Here is a 16,894-nt window from a genome sequence, read left to right as displayed (position 1 = left end):
CTACCGCCCGCTCGGCGCCTGCTCGTCCGCCGCGACGTCCTTCTGCACGGCAAACTGCGTGCGGTGCAGTTCCTCGTAGCGTCCGGCCGCAGCCAGCAATTCGTCGTGCGTGCCGCGCTCGACGATCGAGCCGTCCTCCACCACCAGGATCTGGTCCGCGCTGCGGATGGTGGACAGGCGGTGCGCGATGACCAGGGCCGTCCGCCCCTCGAGCGCCTCGCTGAGCGCCGCCTGCACGGCCGCCTCTGACGTGGAGTCCAGCGCCGCGGTCGCCTCGTCGAGGATGACGACGCGGGGCTGCGCCAGCAGGAGGCGCGCGATGGTCATCCGCTGACGCTCGCCTCCCGAGAGCCGGTAGCCGCGCTCTCCCACCATCGTGTCGAGCTGGTCCGGCAGGGACCGGATGAGGGGCTCGAGCCGCGCACGGCGGACGGCGTCCCACACCTCGTCTTCGGTCGCCTCCGGCCTCGCGAGGCGCAGGTTGCTGAGGATGGTCTCGTGGAACAGGTGGCCGTCCTGCGTCACCATGCCGAGGGTGTGGCGCATCGAGGCGAAGGTCACGTCGCGGACGTCCGTGCCCGCGAGGCGCACGGCGCCGCTGTCGACGTCGTACAGACGCGACATTAGCTGCGCGATCGTGGATTTCCCGGCACCGGACGTGCCCACGAGCGCGACGGTCTGCCCCGGCTCGATCCGGAAGGACACGCCGTGCAGCACCTCCTCGCCGCCGCGGGTGTCCAGGGTGGAGACCTCCTCGAGGGAGGCGAGGGACACCTTGTCGGCGGACGGGTACGCGAAGCGGACGTCGTCGAACTCGACGCTCACCGGGCCCTCGGGAACGGAGGCGGCGGCGGGCTTCTCCTGGATCAGCGGTTCGAGGTCCAAGACCTCGAAGACGCGCTCGAAGCTGACCACGGCGCTCATGATCTCCACCCGCGCGTTCGCGAGCCCGGTCAGCGGCACGTACAGGCGAGTGAGGAGGAGCGCCAGGGTGACGACTTCTCCGGTGTCGAGCTGGCCGGCGAGCGCGAGGGCACCGCCGAGCCCGTACACGAGCGCGAGAGCGAGGGCGGAGACGAGCGTCAGCGCGGTGACGAAGACGAACTGCAGCAGCGCGGTGCGGACCCCGATGTCGCGGACGCGGGCGGCGCGGACGCGGAACTCCTCGGCCTCTTCGTCGGGACGGCCGAACAGTTTGACGAGGGTGGCGCCGGGTACGGAGAAGCGCTCGGTCATCTGCGTGCTCATCGCGGAGTTGTGGTCGGCGGCCTCGCGGCGGAGGGCCGCGAGACGGCTGCCCATGCGCCGCGCGGGCACGAGGAAGATCGGGAGCATGACCACGGCGAGGACGGTCACGAGCCAGGACGTGCTGAGCATGACGATCAGGGTGAGGACGAGGGCCACGACGTTCGTGACGACGCCCGAGAGGGTACCGCTGAAGGCCTGCTGGGCGCCGATCACGTCGTTGTTGAGGCGGCTCACGAGGGCGCCCGTCCGGGTGCGTGTGAAGAACGCGATCGGCATCTTCTGCACGTGGTCGAAGACGGCGGTGCGGAGGTCGAGGATCACGCCCTCGCCGATCCGGGCCGAGAACCAGCGGGTCACGAGCGAGACGCCGGCGTCGGCCAGCGCCACGACGGCGATGAGGACGGCGAGCCGCACGATCGTCGCGAGTTCGCCCTGCGCGACGATGACGTCGACCACCCGGCCGGCCAGCACGGGCGTCGCGACCGCGAGGAAGGCGCCCACGACGGAGAGGGCGATGAAGATCACCAGCTTCGACCGGTAGGGCACCGCGAACGTCATGATCCGCCGGACGGACTCGCGCGAGATGCCGTGCCCGCCGTCCCGGGCGGACGAGATCTTGTAGAGCGAGCTCCAGGCCGCGCCTTCCATGCTCATGGTGGTTCCTTCCGTGGGGGCCTGGCCCAATGTAGACGGCAGGCCGCCCCGGGCTCGCAGCCGCAGCATCCGTCGGGCAGTCGTGATCGGTGATGCGGGAGGATCGAGGTCATGGACACGGACACGCTGGCGTCGACTCCCCGGTTGACCCTCCGCCTGCACCGAGAGGACGATCTGGGTCGACTCGTCTCGATCTACTCACGACCGGACGTCGCCCGGTACCTCCTGGAGGAGCCCTGGACGGTCGAGTCCGGGCGAGCACAGCTCGCTCGGCGCCTGGGCCGGACCGAACTGGCCGAGCCCGTGGCGGCGCTCGCTCTCGCCGTCGAGCGGGAGGGTTCGGTGATCGGCACGGTGTCGCTGTGGCGCACGGAGCAGGAACGGCGCACGCTCGAGATCGGGTGGACGCTCGATCCCGAGCACGGAGGCCGGGGGTACGCGAGCGAGGCGGTCGCGGCCGCGCTGCAGCTCGCCTTCGCGCGCGACGACGTCCACCGCGTGACCGCGCAGATGGATGCCCGCAACACGTCTTCCGCGCGCCTCGCGGCCCGGGTCGGCATGCGGCAGGAGGCGCACCACCGGCAGGACTTCTGGAGCAAGGGCGAATGGACCGACACCCTCGTCTTCGCGATGCTCGCCGACGAACGACTCCCGCAGCAGGGCGAGACGGGGAAGTGACCTGATACGCGCCTCGGACGCGTTCCACCATGCACGCGTCACGGGCCGCGCCCTCGGCGGCCGTCCGACACCGGAATGCCTTGACCTGTCTTGCACCACAAGGTAGCTTGTGATGCATGACAGCGGATGTGGGAGCCCAACTGCGCAAGGGCGTCGTCGAGTACTGCATCCTCGGACTGCTCGACCGTGAGCCCATGTACGGCTGGCAACTCTCCGAGCAGCTGGTCGAGGCCGGCCTCGTCGCCAGCATCGGCACGCTCTACCCCGTCCTCGGTCGCCTCCGGGCCCAAGGTCTCGCCACCGCCTTCGACCAGCCGTCCACGACGGGCCCCGTCCGCAAGTACTACCGGCTCACTCCCCTCGGACGCGACCAGCTCAGCGCTTTCCGCCTCCAGTGGGCCCCGTTCACCGCCTCGGTCCACCGACTCATCGGAGAAGACACCCGTGACTGACAACACGCCCGAAATCACGACGGCCTACCTCGCCCAGCTCGACACCGAGCTCGGCCAGCTCCCGGCGGAACTGCACCGGGACATCGTCACCGGCGTCACGGAGGAACTCCGGGGTCTCGACGCCGAGGCCGCGGCTGCTCGCATCCAGCAGCTCGGCGATCCCGCCTTCATCGCGGCCGAAGCGCGCGCCGAGACCGCCACCGAGGCTCCCCTCGTCAGCCAGGACGCGCCTCCTCCCGGCCGGACGTTCTCGATCGTCGCGGTGGTCGTCCTGATCGCCGGCTCACTCCTGGTGCCGGTCGTCGGCGCACTCGCCGGCCTCGTCTTCGTCAGCCAGGCCCGGGCCTGGACCCGACGGGAGAAGGCAGCCGCCTGGCTCGCCTGCGCGGGCGTCGCTCTCCTCGCCCTCGCGGCCGCGACGGTGATGGCCTCGGCGGGACTCGGCGGCACCCACCTCGTCGTCCTGGTCGGCTACCTCGTCGTCCCCGTGGTCGGCATCGTGTTCGCCGTCCGAGCGCAGCGCCGGGGCTGGCGCGCCTGAGGCGGGACGCCGCCGCGCGCGGGGACGGCTCCTCTCCGCGGGCGGCCGCGATCCGATCCCCTAGCGGCCGCGAGGGAACCGTTCGTCGAGCAGCGTCGCCAGCCGATCGAGGTCACCACGCACGAGGTGAGCGTCGGACGCGAAGTCAGCCTCCGACATGCCGTCACGGCGGAAGAGGGTGAAGACGGCCTCGCTGCCCTCGTCGTTGGCCACGACACGGAAGGGGTTGCTCACGACCGATCCGTCCGGCAGGGTCACGTCGTGATCGAGGATGCCGAGCTCGACCGGCCCGGTGAACGCGACCTCGACGACCCCCATGGGTGAGTCCGTGATCCACCGCCCCTCATCCTGACGGATGCCGGCACTGAGACCGCCCGCCCACGCGGGGAGGTTCTCCGGGTCGCCGGCGACGCTCGAGACGGCGGCGACGTCGTGGTCGAACGCGCGCGAGATGTGGACGACGGGCCAGGTCATGCAGGGAAGCTAGCAGCGTTCCGTTCGGCCAGCGACCCTCACGACGTCGAGTCGGGGTCGGCGTTCCGGGACCGCTCGGGTTGCAGGTGCCGCAGCGTCATGTGGTCTGCTCGAAGCACGTCCCGTCTCGTCCCGCATCGAAAGGCCCGCCATGCACTCCATCCCCGTTCCGCCCCGTCAGGTCCTGATCGGTGACGCTGCGGCGTTCGTGGGCATCACTCCCCGGGCGATCCGCCATTACCACCAGATCGGCCTGCTGCCCGAGCGCGAGCGGGGTGCCGACGGCAGGCGCCGCTACGGCTACGCCGAGATCATCCGGCTGCTGTGGATCCGACGGATGGCCGACGCCGGGATCGCCCTCGAGGACATCCGTGACGCGTTCGCCGGGGCCGCGTCGGGCGGGGCCGACGGCGCTGACACCGGCGTGTCCGACGGCACGGACGAGGTCGCCGCCGTTCTGGCCCGACTGGAAGACGCCCTCGAGGCGCAGGAGGACGAGCTGCGCCGGAAGCGGGACTCGGTTCGGCGCATGCGAACGCTCGGCAGTCGTCTGGGACTGCTCGACGACATCGTCTCCACCCGTCTCGAGGCCGCACCCGAGGGCTCCCTGCGCGAGGACGACCTCGACACGCTGCTGGTCACCGAGCGCATCTTCGGTCCGCTCGGTGCCGTCCTCCAGGCGAGCCGGTTCCTCGTGCTGGCCCTCCATCCCGAGCTCCGCGCCGAGTCCGACCGCGTCGACGCCGCCGAGGAGGCGCTCGACGACTCGGTCGCCGTCGACGATCCCCGGGTCGCGCAGGTGGCGGCCGAACGTCATGCCTTCGACACCAGGCTGCTGGGCATGATCGAGGAGTCCGGCCAGCCGGACGAGGACGACGCGATCTTCGACGCCTGGGACGAGCAGCACCCCCTCGAGGACGCCGACGCGGCACCGGCCCCCGAGACGGCAGGGGACTCCCGCGCCAGGAGCGCCGGGGACATCATCCGGAGCATGCCCTACGACTTCTCCCCGGCCCGACTGCGCTGCATGGAACTGGCACTGCGACTCGCGATGGACGAGACGGCGGCATCCTGAGCGGAGCCTTCAGGTGGCCGCAGCAGAAAACCCTTCGGCCCGCGTCGCAGCTCTAGGAGTTCTCGCCGACGTGTTCGACGGCGTCGTCGACGATGTGCGAGACGTGCCGGTCGCTGACGGAGTAGATCGCCTCGCGACCCACACGGGTGACCTCGACGAGGCCTGCCGATCGGAGGACGCGCAGGTGCTGCGACACGAGCGGTTGCGCCAGGCCCGAGGACTCGACGAGGGCGGTCACCCCGGCCTCGCCCTGCCCGAGGCGACGGAGGAGGCGGAGCCTCGAGGCCGATGAGAGAGCTTTGAAGAGCTCCGCGGCGGATTCGAGGGCATCGGTGCTCATGACGCACACATTAGCGCCGACGAATGTGACCGAGGGCCCCACCAGCCGGTGGAGCCCTCGGTCACACGGCGCCGATCGGCGCCCGACGATCAGTGCTCGTCGTAGTGGTCGCCGTGCTGGGCGTGCTTGTGGTCGCCGTGGACGTAGTCGACGTGGTCGTCGTGCGTCACCGTCTCGTGACCACAGGCGCTGCCGTGCTCGTGTTGCGTGACGGTGTGCTCTGCGTGGACTTCGGTGTCAGCCATGGTGATGCCTCTCTCAGCGGGTGGATGGGTCCATGACACCAGATGCATGCACGTATGGCAATGCGTTGACGTAATCGATGTCGATAACCGGAATCACCGACCTCGCCGGTCGCCGCGTCAGGGCCGCGGCGAGGACGACGACGCCAACGACCGACAAGGCCGAGCCAGCAGCCAGGACGAGGCGGGAAGTCCGGAAGGCACGACGCGTCATGCCCGGACCCTAGCGCGCCGTCGGGGCCGGTCGGTGCCGTGGCCGGCCGTGCTCTGGAGGGTCGCGTGGACACAGAAGCCCACCTGCGATCCCGAACCGGTTCGTGACGCGTGTGAGCACGACTCGCGTAGGACACGCCGCACGGAAGCGTTCGCGAGCGTCCCGATCCTGCGCGGGCGGCGCAGGCGGTCCCACGATTCCGACATCCACGTGAGTGGCTTACGAGAAAGTGCGTACCTCCGTTCGACGGGCCTTCCTGCGATGCTGCGATCACCCGCCGACCATCGCTGAAGGAGCCTTCATGTCCGTCGCATCCAGCCGCCTCGCCCGCGGCACGGCCGTCCTCGCCGGAGCCGCCCTCCTCGCCGGACTCGGCGTCTCCACGCCGGCAGCCGCTGCTCCCGGAACCACACCGAAGCCGACCGTGACGGCTGCCGCCGACCGGCGGGACACCACCACCGAACACCGCAATGCCTGTGCCGTGCGGACGCTCATCACTCAGACCTTCGCCGATCCCGACAGCACGTCCTCCCGGCAGCTCGCGGCGCGGTTCGTCTCACCGAGCGCGGTCGCGCACGGAGCAGGGACCACCGCCGGGCCACAGGGACTCCTCGCGCAGTTCTCGGCGGACCGGACCCGCGTCCCCGGTGCTCACGCGGTGATCAAGCGCGTCGCAGCCGACGGAGACCTCGTCGCGGTGCACTGGCAGATCACCCCTGACCCGCGCGACGAACGACGCGGTGACGCCGCCGTCGACCTGTTCCGGCTCGATCACGGCCGGATCGTCGAGCGCTGGTCGCTCGAGCAGCCCGTTCCGACCGGCACACCGGCCAGCGGGAACACGAACACCATGTTCAGCGACCTCTACCGGCCGGCACGTCCGACCGCCGCGCCGTCGGAACGTCAGGAAGAACGCAATCGCGTCCTCGCGGTGTCGGCGTACGACACGCTGTTCCGTGACCACGACGCGTCGATCCTCGACCGCGCCTTCGACCCCGCGTACCTGCAGCACAACCCGGTCGCTCCGAACGGGACGGCGGCGCTGAAGCAGCTGTTCGGCAGCGGTGCTCAGTTCCCGGCGCAGCAGTCCGTCATCTCGCTCTCCGACGGCGACATCGTCTGGACCATTTCCCAGGCGGTCAACGCGAAACCCGGCGACCCGCTGCTCGCTGCCGACCTGTTCCGCGTCGACGACGGCCTCATCCGCGAGCACTGGGACGTGGTCCCGACGAACTAGCCGCGACGGTCTCGGTGACGGGGGCTCATCGAGGTCGTAGCCGGGTGGCGGCCGGGCAGTCGAACACGTCGCCCCCGGTCGCGAGCCCGACCCGGTTCAGGTACCGGATCACGATGCCGTAGGACTGCCAGAGCGTCGTCTCGGTGTACGGGATGCCGTGCTCGGCGCAGTGCCGCTTGACGAGCACGCTGGCCTGACGGAGGTGCGGCCTCGCCATGCTCGGGAAGAGGTGGTGCTCGACCTGGAAGTTCAGCCCGCCCAACGCGGCGTTCATGAGGGGGCTGCCGCCGACGTTCCGTGAGGTGAGCACCTGCTTCGACAGGAAGTCCACCCGCGTGCCCTCGGGGATCATCGCCATCCCCTTGTGGTTCGGAGCGAACGACGCCCCCATGTACAGCCCGAAGACCCCGAGTTGCACGCCGACGAACGCCGCGGCCATCCCGGGGTCCAGCAGCCAGAACACCAGTCCGAGGTAGACGGCGAAACGGGCGGTGATCAGACCGATCTCGTGCCAGCGTTTGTCGACGCGTCCCCGACCGACGAGGGTCTTGTACGACGTCACGTGCAGGTTGATGCCCTCCAGCAGGAGGATCGGGAAGAACGCGTACCCCTGGCGGTGCGCGAACCACCGGGCGACGCCGGTCTTGCCGACCGCGTCCTCTTCCCGGAAGACGATCACGTCGGGGGCGATGTCGGGGTCCTTGCCCACCGTGTTGGGATTGCCGTGGTGACGGGTGTGCTTGCTCATCCACCAGGCGTACGACATGCCGACCACGCCCGCGGCGAGCACGCGACCGACCCGCTCGCTGGCACGGCCCGATTCGAACACCTGCTTGTGCGCCGTCTCGTGGGCGAGGAACGCGTACTGGGTGAAGATGACGCCGAGGGCCGCCGCGATCAGCAGCTGGAACCAGCTGTCTCCGAGCAGGGCCGACCCGGTCACGGCGGCTGCCAGGCAGACGGTGACGAGCACGAACGCCGTCACGTAGAAGCCCGTCCGCCGGCGCATCAGCCCGGCGTCGCGCACCTGGGCCAGGAGGGTCGTATACGTGCTCACCGGCGTCGACGGCGTGCCGGCCACGGTGGGTCGGAGCCCGGGAGGCGCGTGGCCGTCCGCCGGGACGGGTCCGGTCGCGGACAGGGTCGTGGCCGTCGTGGTGGTCGTCATGGTGCCCGCCTTCCGCTCGCGTGGTCAGCCGACGTCGAAGGCGGGAGGGCGGAGGGCGCGCTCGCCCGGACGGGGGCTGCGACGGCGCCCGCCGAATGCGGGACGGGCCGTCAGATCGCGGCCTGGGTCTCGGGGCGCTGATGTCGAGGCTAGACCCCGGACCCTTCCGTCCGCGCCGGTGCGGGCGCATTGTCAGCTCGAAGCGGGTCGGTCAGCTCGAGGACCTGACCGTCCTCGACGATGGCTCGGGCGACCTCGGCGATCTTGGTCTGGGTCGTGCGGGCCTGGTGCCTGATGAGCCGGTACGCGGCTTCCATGTCCAGGTCGCGGGTGTGCGCGACGAAACCCTTCGCCTGCTCGATCAGGACGCGACTGTCGAGGGCCCGCTGCAGCTGCTGCTTGGTCACCGCGAGATCGGAGACGACCCGCTCCTGCAGGATGCTGATGGTCGCGACGTCCGCCAAGGCCTGCGCGGCGACGGCGTCGGCGTCGTTCAGCCCGCCCTCGTGGTCGCGGAAGAGGTTCAACGAACCGATCGTCTCGTCCCGCAGCCGCAACGGGATCGCGTGGACGGAGACGAAGCCGAGCCCTTCGGACATCGCCGCGAACGCCGGCCACCGCTCCTGGATCTCACGGGGAGAACCGACGGACACGACCCGCGCCGAGGTGATGGCCTCCACACACGGACCCTCCTCCGCGCGCAGCTGCATCAGCCCGACGAACTGGCTGCGCTCGCTCGTGGACGCGACGACGTCGTACCCGTCGGAGGCGTTGCCGAGGACGATGCCCGCCGCCGACGCGTCGAACAGCCCGATGGACCGGTCGACGAGGGACTGCAGCAGGCCGATGAGGTCGTAGTCGTGGACGAGGCTGTCGGCGACCGTGACGAACGCGTCGACGAGGCATCGTTCTCGGTGGGTCTGTCGTGTGGCGCTCATGGGACGGGGCCCCCTCGGGGTGTCGTGGGCTGGGTGAAGGTCAGGGTGCGGTCAAGGACCCGCTGGGCGGCTTCGTCGACCGTCGTGCCCGTGCTGTACGCGTGGCTGCGGAGCATCAGGAGGGCGTCGTCGGGCGAGACGGACGCCTGGGCGATCACCATGCCGGTGGCCTGGTGGATCTCGCGACGGCTGAAGGTCGCAGGAGGCGCGGCGGCGTCGCCCTGCGTGGCCGCCTGTTCGATCCCCCGGACGAGGAGCGTCCTGCCCACCATCGCGGCCATCCGTCGGACGTCGGACGTGTGGGCGAGGTCGAAGGTGTGGGTGGTGTCGTCGTAGAGGTCGAGCACCCCGATGGGGATGGTGCCGACCGAGAGCGGGAAGGAATACACCGCGGAGAGTCCCTCGGCGATGAGCGCGGACAACGCGAACGGCCAGGCCTCGCCGGCTGCCGAGCGCAGATCGGGTTCCAGGACCGCCCGGTGGGAGGCGGCGGCCTGCCACGCCGGCCCTTCCCCGAGGTCCAGCTGGATCTCCTCCCACCGGGCGGAGCGGGCATCGGAGGCCGAGAGGGTCTCGACACCCAGGGGATCGCCGAGAGACGAGACGGCAGCACCGGTCACCCCGAAGGCCGCGACGAAGGGCGAGGTCAGATCCGAGGCCCTGTCGGTGGGCTCGTCGCCGGCCGCCCGGGCGAGGGCGACCAGTCCGGCATCGGTGCGGGACAGGTCAACCATGAGCCGACGGGGGTTCGTTGAAGGTGTGCATCAGGACCGATCTCGCGGTGTCGCTGACGGGGTCGCAAGGTCTTGGCGAGAGCCGATGGCCCCAGAGCATGACACATCGACGTCGCCGACGGGAAGCCCCTGATCACCCGTTGTGCAATCCGCCCCGCCTGATCGCTCCTCGACGTCCTGCCCGCCCCCTTCCCGCTCCGGTGAGGACGAGAGAGGGTTGCGGTCGTGTGGTCATCGGCCCTACCGTGAAATTCGGCCACCCCAGACCATAGGCAGCCGGCACCCCACGAGCGCGAGCCCTGCCCGAATCACGGTCTGAAGTCACCTTCCTCCGTTCTCGAGTTGGGCCACGACCGGCCCCGCCCCGAACAGGCCTGAACGACACCCCGACGACCGGTGCCCCGGCATCAGGCTCCGGTCGCCCCTGACTTGCACCCTCGTGATCTCACCCGTTGGTCTCGAGGATGCAAGCGGTCCTCCCGACGGGACTGCACCCGGCGGGTGCCTGGAACCCGAACCTCCAGGCACCCGCCACTCCCCTTCCCCGTTCCACCCGCCGGCCAGAGAAGGATGCCCATGGGCCACCTCCACGACGGCGACCGCTCGCGCGGTTTCGACGATCGCGCCCTCACCGATCCCGCTCACAGCGGGGGGTGGTGTGCTCCTCGCGGCCGAGCCCGGCGAAGTCCCCATCGACGCGGGGGTTCGTTGCCGCTAGGGTCAGGTCGTCGGCCGAGACCCCGCTGATGGCACGTCGCACTGTGTTGCGCTCCCCGGGGACCGGTTCTGCCTCTTCTCGTGGTCGCTGCCACAGCCGTACCGCCTGGCGGTCGAGCAGACGAGAGCGGGCATCCGGCACCTGAACCGCCGGATGCCCGCTCTTCTCGACGGCGAACCGCGCCTCCCCCGCAGGGCGCCGCCGCTGCGTTCGACGACCGATCGGATGACGAGGTCCACATGACGAACGGTTCTCCTGCAGCGAAGCCACTCCGTCTGGCGGCGGCTGCTGTGCACTGGGTCGAGTTCTTCTTCCGCCGAGCCGACCGCTCCGGTGACATCTACCCGGACGACGAGCCGTACGGGCAGGTCCCGGGGGCGGACCCGGACCGGATCATGGTGATGGGTGAACGAGGCGAGATCAGCCTCGGGGTCGTGACCCCCGAACTCTCGATCGCCGGATACATCGCTCGAGAGCACCACTAGCGAACGGGACGGGGCTGCGCATGGTCGGTCGCCACGCTTGCCGGCGACCACATCGACGACGGACGAGCCTTCGTGGGCAGGCATGCCGGCGACATCGCGAAGACCGATCTCGTCGTCGTCCTGGCCGGGATCTCCGACTGCCTGACCTTGACCTCGGCGGCGCGGTGGCACCGGGGCCTCGACGAGATGCTGACAGCCCTCTTCGACCACCTTCCCCTCGATGCACACGTCGCGGTCGCGGAGATCCCCCCGCTCGAGAACGCCGGCAGTCTGAGCCGATCAGCCCGCCTCGCAGCCGGATACCGCTCGACGCTGCTCAACCACCGGACGAGGAAAGCCCTCCGGTCCCACCCGCGCGCGACGGCGATCCCGTTCCCGCCGGAGCTCACCGACCGACTCTGGGTCCCCCAGTCGCGGCAGGAGCGGTACACCCGCACCTATTCCCTGTGGAGCCGGAGCCTCATCGCGGCGTGCCTCGAGGCACGAGAGCTCGTCGCCCCTTCCGCACCTCACTCCTCCCTGCGCTACCCCCCACCGGTCCACGACCCGGACCGTGAGGTTCGGTGAGGAGCCCGTTCGCACCGTCACGGGCGTGCTCTTGGGTCGGGCACAGGAGATGGGTGCGTAATCTCGATTCATGACGCGCATCTCAGATCCTTCGTCCGACTGCCATAGTCCGGGCGCCCGGACGACCCCGGGCACCCCCCGGCCGATCGACCTCCCCGCCCGATGAACGGCGACCTGCTCCTCAACATCGTCCTCGTCGTCGTCTTCGTCCTGGTCGGCGGTGTCTTCGCCGCCACCGAGATGGCGCTCGTCACCCTCCGCGAGAGCCAGGTCAACGCGATCGCCGCGCGCGGCAAGCGCGGTGAGAAGGTCGCGGGCCTCGCCCGCGACCCGAACATGTTCCTCGCCGCCGTGCAGATCGGCGTCACCGTCGCCGGGTTCGCGTCCGCCGCCTACGGCGCCTCCTCCATCGCCCCGTCCGTCACGCCCCTTCTCGTAGGCTTCGGACTCGGCGAACAGGCCGCCTCCACCGTCGCCACCATCGTTCTGACACTCCTCATCGCCTACCTCTCGCTCGTGCTGGGCGAGCTGGCACCGAAGCGGCTCGCGATCCAGCGGAACGCCTCCTTCGCCTACGCCGTCGCCCCCGTCCTCGCGGTGTTCGCCGTGCTCATGCGCCCCGTCATCTGGTTGCTGTCGATCTCGACCAACCTCGTGGTCCGCATGCTCGGCGGCGACCCGCACAAGACGGGCGAGGAGATGACCGAGGAGGAACTGCGCGACATCGTCTCGAGCCACGAGGGCCTCCCCGAGGACGAACGCCGCATCCTCGACGACGTGCTCTCCCTCCGGCACCGGCAGCTCAGCCAGGTCATGCGCCCCCGCCCCGAGGTCACGGCCGTCGACGGCACGGGGAGCGTCAGCGACGCCGCCCGCGAGGTGCACGACCAGCCGTATTCGCGCTACCCAGTCATCGACCGGTCCATCGACGACATCATCGGCTTCGTGCACGTCCGCGACCTGTTCGAGGCGATCACGAAGGACCCCGCGACACCGGTCCGCGACATCGTACGGACGATCTCGTACCTGCCGGCCACGGCGCGCGTCCTCCCGACGCTCACCTCGATGCGGGCGGACGGCCACCACATCGCCGTCATCGTCGACGAGTACGGCGGAACCGACGGCATCGTCACCCTCGAGGACCTCGTCGAGGAAGTCGTCGGCGAGATCTTCGACGAGTACGACACGGAGTTCGCGGCCGCCGACCTCGAGGCGGGCGGCGGGATCGTGGACGGCCGTCTGAACTTCCAGGACTTCGAGGAGGCGACGGGCATCCACCTGCCCGAGAGCGCCTCCGACACCGTCGCCGGCTACGTCATCGAGACCCTCGGGCGCTTGGCGGCCGTGGGCGACGTCGTCGAGATCGACGGCGCCCGCCTGCAGGTGACCCAGATGGACCGACGCCGCATCTCCGAGCTGCTCGTCATCCCCGACGTCGACGAGACACCCGCGGACGACGCGAGCACCCCGGAGGACACGCGGAACTGAGCCCGGGCCATCGGAGGCCATTCGCGTCCTTGCCCAGCTGTGGCCGCTGCCGGCGGCGGTGTCCTCGACAGCTTGGTCACTGCTCTCGGTGATGCCGGCGCTGCCGACCGGGGGCAGGTCCGGCACCGGGAACCGGTCGGCAGCGGCGCGCGACGGCCACTCGTCCATGTCGAAAGGCCTCCTCCTGTACGGACTGATCATCGTTTCGGCGATTTTCCGGGGGCCTTGACAACTGCGCCAGGATCGGTTGGCAACGCGCGGACTTCTCTTCGGGTGCGGGATGCCCGAAGATCCGCGTTTCTCGGTGTCCGAGATGTGATCTGCTGACCTGCCCGGTGCGCAAGCAGCTGAACCGATCAGGTCGTGTGACCTGTAGCGCGGGTTGCGTCGTGGTCACGCCCGGACGGCCGTTTCGTCGTCCGAGGGGAACCCGAGGAGAAACAGCATGAGCAACAACACCACCGGCACCGCCCGCAACGGCCGCACCACCCGCCTGTCCACAGAGACGAAGGCGGCGTTCAAGACGACCGAGTTCATCGTCTACGTGGTCATCCTGGTCGGCATGTTCATCGCCGCCGCCGTCACCGACAACGGCGACGACGGACAGGGCTTCGGCGCCGACCAGGTCTGGCTCTACGCGACGATCCTCACCGTGGGTTACATGATCGCCCGTGGCCTCGCCAAGTCCGGCAGCCGCGAGTACTACGACAACGACGACCACGCGGACCACGACCACCGCTGATTCGTCGTCCGCGCACCGCGCGGCACACGAAGGCCCCTCGCCTCGGGAGGGGCCTTCGGCCGTGCCACGCGTCCGTTCACCCTCCCGGCCCCGACGCCGACCGTGCTCACCAGACCCCGAGGAACGGATGCCTGCATCCGACACGACCTGTCAGCCGCGCGCTGTCGGCCCGCCGGCCCGCCTGCCCGTCAGACCGACCCGGCGGGCAGCTCGATGGTGACCCGCAGGCCGCCGCCGACCCGGGCCCGCACCTCGAGCGTCCCGTCGTGGGCGCGCACGATCGCGTCGACGATCGCCAGACCGAGCCCGGAGCCCTGGTGGTCGCCCCGCACGCGGGCGTCGCCGCGCTGGAACGGCTCGACCAGCGTCGCCACGAGATCCGGCGACACGACCGGCCCCGAGTTCTCCACGACCAAGACGGCCCCGGCACCGCGCGGGGCCGCAGCGACCGACACCCACGCCGCCGATCGAGCGGCCACCGACCCGACTTCGGGCGCTGAAACCGCCGACTCCGCCACCCCGGAGCCCGCCCGCTCCCCCGCCACGTTGTGGACGATGCCGTTGTGCACGAGGTTCGTGACCACCTGACGCAGCAGGGCGGGTGACCCGGCCGTCGGCGCCACCTCGCCCTCGACCTCGAGGGCGACGCCCCGTGCATCGGCGACAGGCGCGAGCAGCTCCACGGCCTCGTCCGCCAGCAGCGACAGGTCGACGGGCGACCGGTCGAACGACCGCTGGTCGGCCCGGCTCAGCACCAGCAGCGCCTCGGTCAGGTCGATCGCCCGGTCGTTGACCTCACGCAGTCGACCCGCGAGCACCCGAGCGTCCGCCGCCGGGTCGTCGTGCGCGACCTCGAGCAGGGTCCTCGAGATGGCGAGGGGCGTGCGCAACTCGTGCGAGGCGTTCGCCGCGAACCGGCGCTGCGCCGAGACGTGGTCCTCGAGCCGCTCGAGCATCGTGTCGAACGCGTCGGCGAGCTCGCGGAACTCGTCGGCCCGGCCGGGCAGAGCGATGCGGTGCGACAGCGACCCCTCGGCCGCCCGTCGCGCCGCCCCGGTCATCCGGTCGAGCGGTGCGAGCAGACGCCCCGCGAGCAGCCAGCCGCCCAGCAGCCCGACAGCGAGCAGCACGACCAGCGCACCCACGGCCCGCGGCAGGAACGCCCGGGTCAGGTCGCCCCGGTTCGGCACGAACCCCGCCGTGACACCCGAGAGCGACTCCTGCGGGACGTAGCGCAACAGGAACAACCACACCACGCCGAGCAGCAGCACCCCCGTCACCACGACGACCGCGGCATAGCTGAGGGCCAGACGCAGGCGGACGCTGGGGCCGCGCGTCCTACCCACGACCCCGCGCCTCCTCGACGTGGTCGACACCGACGGGGTCGACACCGACGGGAGCGACGCCGACGGGGTCGACACCGACGGGAGCGACGCCGACCGAAGCGACGCCGACCGGCTCGGCCTCGATGCGGTAGCCGACGCCCGGCACCGTCGCGATCACCCAGGGCTCGCCGAGTCGTTTGCGCAGCGCCGAGACCGTGATGCGGACGGCGTTCGTGAACGGGTCGGCGTTCTCGTCCCAGGCCCGCTCGAGCAACTGCTCGGCGCTGACCACGCCGCCACCCGCCGCCACGAGCACCTCGAGCACGGCGAACTGCTTGCGGGTGAGCGCCACGTAGCGACCGTCACGGTGCACCTCTCGGCGGAACGGGTCGACGCGCAGGCCCGCCAGTTCGGTGACCGGCGGCCGATGATGCGCCCGACGCCGGTCGAGCGCGCGCAGCCGCAGCACCAGTTCGCGCAGCTCGAACGGCTTGGTGAGGTAGTCGTCCGCCCCCGCCTCGAAGCCCGAGGCCTTGTCGTCGAGGCGGTCGGCGGCCGTCAGCATGAGGATCGGCGTGCCGCTGCCGGTCGCGACGAGGTGCTCGGCGATCTCGTCGCCCGAGGGCCCGGGCACGTCGCGGTCGAGCACGGCGACGTCGTACTCGGTGACGCTCAGCAGCTCGAGGGCGGTGTCGCCGTCGCCCGCGACGTCGGCAGCGATGGCCGCGAGACGGAGGCCGTCGCGGATGGCCTCGGCCAACAGGGGCTCGTCCTCGACGATCAGCACACGCACGTCCCGATGCTACGAGCCGGGCCGTATCGTCCGCGTATCGAGAAACGCATACGGGCCTGCGACGGTCGATCCCGTCGACTGAGGGGCATGCGAAACCTCGACACGTCGCCCTCCACACGTCCCGTCCCCGCCCGGCACCGACGACGCCCCGCCGTCGTCCTGGCCGTCGTCGCCGGCGCGCTCGCGTTCTCGCTCGTCGTCCTCCTCGCGGTGGCCGTCGCGGTCTCCCGCGCCGCGACGGTGGACGGACCAGGAGGCGCGGGCCGGCTCCTCGGCACCGCCGCGGTCGGTGCCGCCCTCGGTCGGGACGAGGCGACGGGCGAGGCGGGCGGCGTCGTCCCGCCGGGGACCTCGCCGTTCGACGAGGACGTGCCGGCCGTCTCGGGACTCGACCCGCGCCTCCTCGACGCCCTGCAGCGCGCCACGACGGACGCGACCGCCGCCGACGTCGTGGTCGTCGTGAACGGCGGCTGGCGGTCGGCCGCCTACCAGGAGCAGTTGTTGGACGACGCGGTGGTCCGGTACGGCTCGCGCACCGAGGCGGCCCGCTGGGTCGCGACCCCCGAGACGTCGGCCCACGTGCACGGCGACGCGGTCGACGTCGGCTCGTGGGACGCGACGTCGTGGCTCTCGGGGAACGGGGCCGCGTACGGCCTCTGCCAGATCTACGAGAACGAGTCGTGGCACTACGAGCTGCGCCCCGAGGCCGCCGACCAGGGCTGCCCGCCGATGTTCCGCGACCCGACCGAGGACCCGCGGATGAACCCGTAGGCGGTCGGTC

The 16,894-nt window shown here is 70.8% G+C and carries 19 protein-coding genes and 1 pseudogene; 10 read left to right on the top strand and 10 right to left on the bottom strand.

The window, feature by feature from the left end:
- Positions 1-1,902, bottom strand: coding sequence for an ABC transporter ATP-binding protein (locus BIV04_RS14480; protein WP_071257101.1), 1,902 nt, complete (start codon positions 1,900-1,902; stop codon positions 1-3).
- A gap of 111 nt (positions 1,903-2,013) precedes the next feature.
- On the opposite strand from BIV04_RS14480, the gene BIV04_RS14475 reads away from it, so the two are divergent.
- From BIV04_RS14475 to BIV04_RS14465, 3 genes are all read left to right on the top strand, one after another.
- Entirely contained in the window at positions 2,014-2,580 is a 567-nt protein-coding gene (locus BIV04_RS14475) for a GNAT family N-acetyltransferase (protein ID WP_071257099.1), read from the top strand.
- Between the two features lie 116 nt (positions 2,581-2,696).
- A complete protein-coding gene (locus tag BIV04_RS14470; protein WP_071257097.1) occupies positions 2,697-3,032 on the top strand; it encodes a PadR family transcriptional regulator in 336 nt (111 codons plus the stop codon).
- Positions 3,025-3,573, top strand: a complete 549-nt coding sequence (locus BIV04_RS14465) for a hypothetical protein (RefSeq protein WP_071257095.1) — start codon at positions 3,025-3,027, stop codon at positions 3,571-3,573. The genes BIV04_RS14470 and BIV04_RS14465 overlap by 8 nt, the downstream gene beginning before the upstream one ends.
- Positions 3,574-3,633: 60 nt before the next feature.
- Here BIV04_RS14465 and BIV04_RS14460 read toward each other — a convergent pair whose 3' ends face one another.
- Positions 3,634-4,047 (bottom strand): polyketide cyclase, encoded by a 414-nt coding sequence (locus BIV04_RS14460; RefSeq protein WP_071257093.1) that lies wholly within the window; start codon positions 4,045-4,047, stop codon positions 3,634-3,636.
- Positions 4,048-4,198: 151 nt separating this feature from the next.
- Here BIV04_RS14460 and BIV04_RS14455 point away from each other — a divergent pair, with 151 nt between their 5' ends.
- Complete coding sequence (locus BIV04_RS14455) at positions 4,199-5,122, top strand: MerR family transcriptional regulator (RefSeq protein WP_071257091.1); 924 nt, start codon at positions 4,199-4,201, stop codon at positions 5,120-5,122.
- A 52-nt stretch (positions 5,123-5,174) separates the two neighbouring features.
- Here the strand turns inward: BIV04_RS14455 and BIV04_RS14450 are convergent, their stop codons facing one another.
- The 3 genes from BIV04_RS14450 to BIV04_RS16885 form a co-directional block, all read right to left on the bottom strand.
- On the bottom strand, positions 5,175-5,462 hold the full coding sequence (locus BIV04_RS14450; protein WP_055970778.1) for a helix-turn-helix transcriptional regulator: 288 nt from the start codon (positions 5,460-5,462) through the stop codon (positions 5,175-5,177).
- A gap of 89 nt (positions 5,463-5,551) precedes the next feature.
- Positions 5,552-5,707, bottom strand: coding sequence for a zinc transporter permease (locus BIV04_RS14445; RefSeq protein ID WP_071257089.1), 156 nt, complete (start codon positions 5,705-5,707; stop codon positions 5,552-5,554).
- Positions 5,708-5,720: 13 nt separating this feature from the next.
- Entirely contained in the window at positions 5,721-5,918 is a 198-nt protein-coding gene (locus tag BIV04_RS16885; protein ID WP_143048727.1) for a hypothetical protein, read from the bottom strand.
- Between the two features lie 301 nt (positions 5,919-6,219).
- Between BIV04_RS16885 and BIV04_RS14440 the strand changes: the two genes are divergently transcribed.
- Positions 6,220-7,155: a nuclear transport factor 2 family protein gene (locus tag BIV04_RS14440; protein WP_071257088.1), complete on the top strand. Its 936-nt coding sequence runs from the start codon at positions 6,220-6,222 to the stop codon at positions 7,153-7,155.
- A 25-nt stretch (positions 7,156-7,180) separates the two neighbouring features.
- Here the strand turns inward: BIV04_RS14440 and BIV04_RS14435 are convergent, their stop codons facing one another.
- From BIV04_RS14435 to BIV04_RS14425, 3 genes are all read right to left on the bottom strand, one after another.
- Complete coding sequence (locus BIV04_RS14435; protein ID WP_083396502.1) at positions 7,181-8,323, bottom strand: acyl-CoA desaturase; 1,143 nt, start codon at positions 8,321-8,323, stop codon at positions 7,181-7,183.
- A 149-nt stretch (positions 8,324-8,472) separates the two neighbouring features.
- Positions 8,473-9,261: a GAF and ANTAR domain-containing protein gene (locus BIV04_RS14430; RefSeq protein WP_071257086.1), complete on the bottom strand. Its 789-nt coding sequence runs from the start codon at positions 9,259-9,261 to the stop codon at positions 8,473-8,475.
- Positions 9,258-9,995 (bottom strand): GAF and ANTAR domain-containing protein, encoded by a 738-nt coding sequence (locus BIV04_RS14425; protein ID WP_083396501.1) that lies wholly within the window; start codon positions 9,993-9,995, stop codon positions 9,258-9,260. The genes BIV04_RS14430 and BIV04_RS14425 overlap by 4 nt, the downstream gene beginning before the upstream one ends.
- A 957-nt stretch (positions 9,996-10,952) precedes the next feature.
- On the opposite strand from BIV04_RS14425, the gene BIV04_RS14420 reads away from it, so the two are divergent.
- From BIV04_RS14420 to BIV04_RS14405, 4 genes are all read left to right on the top strand, one after another.
- Positions 10,953-11,198: a hypothetical protein gene (locus BIV04_RS14420; RefSeq protein WP_143048726.1), complete on the top strand. Its 246-nt coding sequence runs from the start codon at positions 10,953-10,955 to the stop codon at positions 11,196-11,198.
- Positions 11,199-11,270: 72 nt separating this feature from the next.
- Entirely contained in the window at positions 11,271-11,765 is a 495-nt protein-coding gene (locus BIV04_RS14415) for a hypothetical protein (RefSeq protein WP_071257082.1), read from the top strand.
- Between the two features lie 162 nt (positions 11,766-11,927).
- Positions 11,928-13,253: a hemolysin family protein gene (locus tag BIV04_RS14410; protein WP_071257080.1), complete on the top strand. Its 1,326-nt coding sequence runs from the start codon at positions 11,928-11,930 to the stop codon at positions 13,251-13,253.
- Between the two features lie 445 nt (positions 13,254-13,698).
- Positions 13,699-13,995 (top strand): hypothetical protein, encoded by a 297-nt coding sequence (locus tag BIV04_RS14405; protein WP_071257077.1) that lies wholly within the window; start codon positions 13,699-13,701, stop codon positions 13,993-13,995.
- Between the two features lie 188 nt (positions 13,996-14,183).
- Here BIV04_RS14405 and BIV04_RS14400 read toward each other — a convergent pair whose 3' ends face one another.
- Positions 14,184-15,341, bottom strand: a complete 1,158-nt coding sequence (locus BIV04_RS14400; RefSeq protein ID WP_071257123.1) for a HAMP domain-containing sensor histidine kinase — start codon at positions 15,339-15,341, stop codon at positions 14,184-14,186.
- Between the two features lie 88 nt (positions 15,342-15,429).
- A pseudogene (locus BIV04_RS14395) lies at positions 15,430-16,113 on the bottom strand (response regulator transcription factor); the annotation flags it as partial.
- An 87-nt stretch (positions 16,114-16,200) separates the two neighbouring features.
- On the opposite strand from BIV04_RS14395, the gene BIV04_RS14390 reads away from it, so the two are divergent.
- Positions 16,201-16,884 (top strand): M15 family metallopeptidase, encoded by a 684-nt coding sequence (locus BIV04_RS14390; protein ID WP_071257074.1) that lies wholly within the window; start codon positions 16,201-16,203, stop codon positions 16,882-16,884.
- The last annotated feature ends 10 nt before the right edge of the window (positions 16,885-16,894 follow it).

The sequence above is a fragment of the Frigoribacterium sp. MCBA15_019 genome, from assembly GCF_001864945.1.
GTDB lineage: Bacteria > Actinomycetota > Actinomycetes > Actinomycetales > Microbacteriaceae > Frigoribacterium.
This window is presented reverse-complemented; position numbering and strand designations above follow the sequence as displayed.

Bases quoted from the DNA above. Each gene is read 5' to 3' on its own strand.
- BIV04_RS14480 (WP_071257101.1), bottom strand. From the start codon at position 1,902: ATGAGCATGGAAGGCGCGGCCTGGAGCTCGCTCTACAAGATCTCGTCC.
- BIV04_RS14475 (WP_071257099.1), top strand. From the start codon at position 2,014: ATGGACACGGACACGCTGGCGTCGACTCCCCGGTTGACCCTCCGCCTG.
- BIV04_RS14470 (WP_071257097.1), top strand. From the start codon at position 2,697: ATGACAGCGGATGTGGGAGCCCAACTGCGCAAGGGCGTCGTCGAGTAC.
- BIV04_RS14460 (WP_071257093.1), bottom strand. From the start codon at position 4,047: ATGACCTGGCCCGTCGTCCACATCTCGCGCGCGTTCGACCACGACGTC.
- BIV04_RS14455 (WP_071257091.1), top strand. From the start codon at position 4,199: ATGCACTCCATCCCCGTTCCGCCCCGTCAGGTCCTGATCGGTGACGCT.
- BIV04_RS14450 (WP_055970778.1), bottom strand. From the start codon at position 5,462: ATGAGCACCGATGCCCTCGAATCCGCCGCGGAGCTCTTCAAAGCTCTC.
- BIV04_RS14445 (WP_071257089.1), bottom strand. From the start codon at position 5,707: ATGGCTGACACCGAAGTCCACGCAGAGCACACCGTCACGCAACACGAG.
- BIV04_RS16885 (WP_143048727.1), bottom strand. From the start codon at position 5,918: ATGACGCGTCGTGCCTTCCGGACTTCCCGCCTCGTCCTGGCTGCTGGC.
- BIV04_RS14440 (WP_071257088.1), top strand. From the start codon at position 6,220: ATGTCCGTCGCATCCAGCCGCCTCGCCCGCGGCACGGCCGTCCTCGCC.
- BIV04_RS14435 (WP_083396502.1), bottom strand. From the start codon at position 8,323: ATGACGACCACCACGACGGCCACGACCCTGTCCGCGACCGGACCCGTC.
- BIV04_RS14430 (WP_071257086.1), bottom strand. From the start codon at position 9,261: ATGAGCGCCACACGACAGACCCACCGAGAACGATGCCTCGTCGACGCG.
- BIV04_RS14425 (WP_083396501.1), bottom strand. From the start codon at position 9,995: ATGGTTGACCTGTCCCGCACCGATGCCGGACTGGTCGCCCTCGCCCGG.
- BIV04_RS14420 (WP_143048726.1), top strand. From the start codon at position 10,953: ATGACGAACGGTTCTCCTGCAGCGAAGCCACTCCGTCTGGCGGCGGCT.
- BIV04_RS14410 (WP_071257080.1), top strand. From the start codon at position 11,928: ATGAACGGCGACCTGCTCCTCAACATCGTCCTCGTCGTCGTCTTCGTC.
- BIV04_RS14405 (WP_071257077.1), top strand. From the start codon at position 13,699: ATGAGCAACAACACCACCGGCACCGCCCGCAACGGCCGCACCACCCGC.
- BIV04_RS14390 (WP_071257074.1), top strand. From the start codon at position 16,201: ATGCGAAACCTCGACACGTCGCCCTCCACACGTCCCGTCCCCGCCCGG.